This is a genomic window from Streptomyces niveiscabiei, from assembly GCF_001419795.1.
GTDB lineage: Bacteria > Actinomycetota > Actinomycetes > Streptomycetales > Streptomycetaceae > Streptomyces > Streptomyces niveiscabiei.
The window spans coordinates 1-2,999 of record NZ_LIRL01000786.1 but is presented as its reverse complement, the minus strand read 5'-3'; the positions used below and the strand labels follow the sequence as shown (position 1 = coordinate 2,999).

Below are 2,999 nucleotides of genomic sequence, written 5' to 3'. Positions count from 1 at the left end.
ACCCTGGGTGCGGCCGGCGGTGCGGCCGAGGGGGCCGTCGGGTACGGCACCTCCTGCGCGGCGAGCGAAGAGGGGTGCAGCGGGAGCGGGGCCGCGAAGGCGGCTGGGGTCGGGGCGCTGACGGGGGGTCTGTTCGGGGCCGCGGTCAGCAAGTACGGGCCGAAGGGGAAGCAGAAGGCGGCTTCGGAAGAGCCCCCTGGCCCGAGTTGCCGCGTCAAGGCCCCGCACAGCTTCACGGGGCTGACTGGCGTGCTGATGGCCAACGGCACGGTGAAGCCGATCTCCGAGGTCAAGGCCGGCGATTACGTCCTGACGGCCGAGCCCGGCAAGAAGGAGAAGGAGAAGCACCGCGTCAAGGAAGTGATCGTCACCAAGACGGACCGTGACTACGTCGACGTCGTCGTCGACACGAAGTCGGGGCCGAAGACGATCCAGACGACCGAGCATCACCAGTTCTACGAGGTCAGCGAGAACAGGTGGACGCAGGCGGGGGATCTCAAGGCGGGGCAGACCCTCCAGGACGCCGAGGGCGCTCCGGCCGAGATCGTTGAGGTCGTGTCCTATGTGGCTCAGAGGGTCACCTATGACCTGAGTGTGGAGGGCCTCCACACGTACCATGTGGTCGCGGGGGCCACTCCGGTACTGGTTCACAACTGTGGTGGAGCGCGATTTGAGGTCGACAGCAATGGTGTTGTTACAGATACTCAGACGGCAATGCCAACTCAGAGGTATAACCGACAGCGTGACTACGGTGGCGCTCAAACGACCTCTCCTGCTGGGCAGGCGGCACGCTCGACGGCGACCGGACAAGAGTGTCCGGAGTGTGGCAACATCATGCAGCCAGGAACAAGAAATGCACCGGTTCCCGAGCATGACCCGCCGCTCGTTCTCCACTACTACTTTCATGGAGGGTGGGAGATGACGGACGCTCAGCGGCGCGCATATGCGCAAGTCGGAATCAATGGCGCAGCCTGCCTCGCGTGTCAAAGAAGTCAAGGTGCGGTCATGGCGAGAATATCTCGGCGAATCGCCAAAGCGTTCGGGATGAGGTAATGGGACACTCGGCAGTAGTGCATGAGGCGTTGCGGCGGCATCTAGAAAATAGCTGGCCTGATCGCCATCACGAAGAGTTTCGATGGATGCTCGGTCCGATTGAGCAGGTGCTGCCGAGCTTCGCAGTACATAGAGTCTCACCTCTTGGGTCAGGTGATTCCTATATGTATCTGTCCGTTGGTGCTTTCGGCGTTGATGGTGAAACGATGAGTGAGTTCTTCGTTATGTCGCCCACTGAGTCTCCGCGACATGTTGAAACTCTTGCGATGGTCGCTCACTATCACAGTTTTCCGCAGCATCGCTTGAGTCACGGATCGGTGTTGGATATTGGACGTTCATGGGTGGAGGGTTCCATGAATCATCATCTTTTCGTGTCCTGGCCGTACAGTTTGGATCGGAGGGCGGCTACCTGTATGGCGGGGGGAAAAGAGATCACCTATCTTTGGCTGATCCCGATCTCAGCTGAAGAAGCGAGGTTCGCGAGAGAGGTCGGGACTGAAGCGCTGGAGGAGCGTCTCGAAGATTCAGGGGTTAATCTTCTGGATCCGTTGCGCAACTCTACTGTCTAAAGGTCTTCAGGATCTCGTACGCTTCGCGAAGGTATTTCGCCTCTGGCGAGGATCGGCGTTCCGCAGCATCGACGACTTCCAGTGCGCGCCAATGGTTTGAAGGGATGCCCCGGCCGCTCAGTATGGCTTTCTGGACGGCATCGCATGCTTCGTCAAGGCGATTCTCGTTCAATAGCACCAGCGCGAGATCGATATCGGCTGAAGCTACCCGGCGAGGCCATTTAAAGAAGTCGCCAGACGGACCCAGCTGGGCGATTACCGGTAGTTCGTTAAACCCGGCGGTAGAGATCAAGGGGTCTGCCGGTGGTGACGGCGTCCAGGGCTGTTGCAAAGTCTGACGGTCTTGAATTGTTGCTGGTCAGCTGAGTCCGAGGAGGTCGAGTGGACGGCGGAAGGGCTCGTAGGACATCTCGCGGATTCCGGCGGCGATGTTGGCGTGGCTTGCCGCTCGTAGGACGTTGACCGCGAAGCTGCGGAGCGTGGCCATATTGTCCGGGCCGTGACCGGTGCGGATCTTCGAGGCGTCTTCGGCGAAGGTGGTGTCGCGGACGAAGTGGAGCCGGTTCTCGATCACCCACTGGGAGCGGGCCAGTTGTCCGAGGCGCTGGGGGGGGGATGCCTGGCGGGTCGGCAGGTCGGTGAGTGCGTAGACGGTCTGCCGGGTGACCTTGCAGGTCCTGATGTCGGTGCGGTGGCGCAGGATTTTCACGGCCTGGACCGCGTGGGGAAAGTCCAGGCCGAGGTCGGTGACCGTCAGGGCCCTGGTCGCCCTCGTCTCCTTGCGGCCGTGCCCCGTGTCTCACGGTCGTAGCGCCGGGCGGTGGCAAGCTTCCACGGCAGTTCCCTCAGCTGCCGCAGCAGCCCGGGCTGGTTGGCCTTGGCCACCAGCAGGTAGTGCGCCTGTTTCTCCTCCACCAGGAACCGGGCATGGGCGCGCTGGGTGTGCAGGGCGTCTTATGAAGACGTGCGGGTTATGCCGATGTCGGCATAAGGCGTCGGCGGTCACCGTCACACCGGCCAGGTCGAACGGCTCCAGCAGGGCGGCGAAGCAGGTGATCTCGTTGGTCTTGTCCGGCACCCGCAGCTGGGTGACGGTCTGCCCGGTACCGGTCATCGCGGCCGGCAGGTGTGCGGCCGGGCTGGTGACGGTGCGCGAGCCCCGGGCGTTCTTGCCGTCCACCGCGAGGGTGTCGGCCCCGGCCGGATCGGTGCCGAGCAGGTCGGCGAGCCCGCCCGGGCAGACCGCGTTCAGGACCCGGCGTATCGTCGCCGTGCTTGGCGCGACGCGGACGCTGAACACTGTGGCCTCACGGGCGCCGAGCGGGGCGAGGGCCGCCTGCGGGGCCGACTTGGCCCACTGAGGGTTTTCAGGGTGGC

General features: G+C 63.3%; 3 protein-coding genes and 1 pseudogene. 2 read left to right on the top strand and 2 right to left on the bottom strand.

All coding sequences use genetic code 11. From position 1 onward, the window contains the following. The coding region (locus AOK24_RS33645) for a Hint domain-containing protein (RefSeq protein WP_240554254.1) at window positions 1–1,053 on the top strand (1,053 nt) is incomplete at its 5' end. A 17-nt stretch (window positions 1,054–1,070) separates the two neighbouring features. Next, the gene (locus AOK24_RS46635) at window positions 1,071–1,622 is read left to right on the top strand and encodes a suppressor of fused domain protein (RefSeq protein WP_159052071.1); all 552 of its coding nucleotides are present in this window, start codon (window positions 1,071–1,073) and stop codon (window positions 1,620–1,622) included. A gap of 358 nt (window positions 1,623–1,980) precedes the next feature. Here the strand turns inward: AOK24_RS46635 and AOK24_RS51480 are convergent, their stop codons facing one another. Together AOK24_RS51480 and AOK24_RS48820 are read right to left on the bottom strand one after the other, a co-directional pair. Then, window positions 1,981–2,331 (bottom strand): hypothetical protein, encoded by a 351-nt coding sequence (locus tag AOK24_RS51480; protein WP_107104107.1) that lies wholly within the window; start codon window positions 2,329–2,331, stop codon window positions 1,981–1,983. A gap of 90 nt (window positions 2,332–2,421) precedes the next feature. Then, window positions 2,422–2,999: pseudogene (locus tag AOK24_RS48820) on the bottom strand (hypothetical protein); the annotation flags it as partial.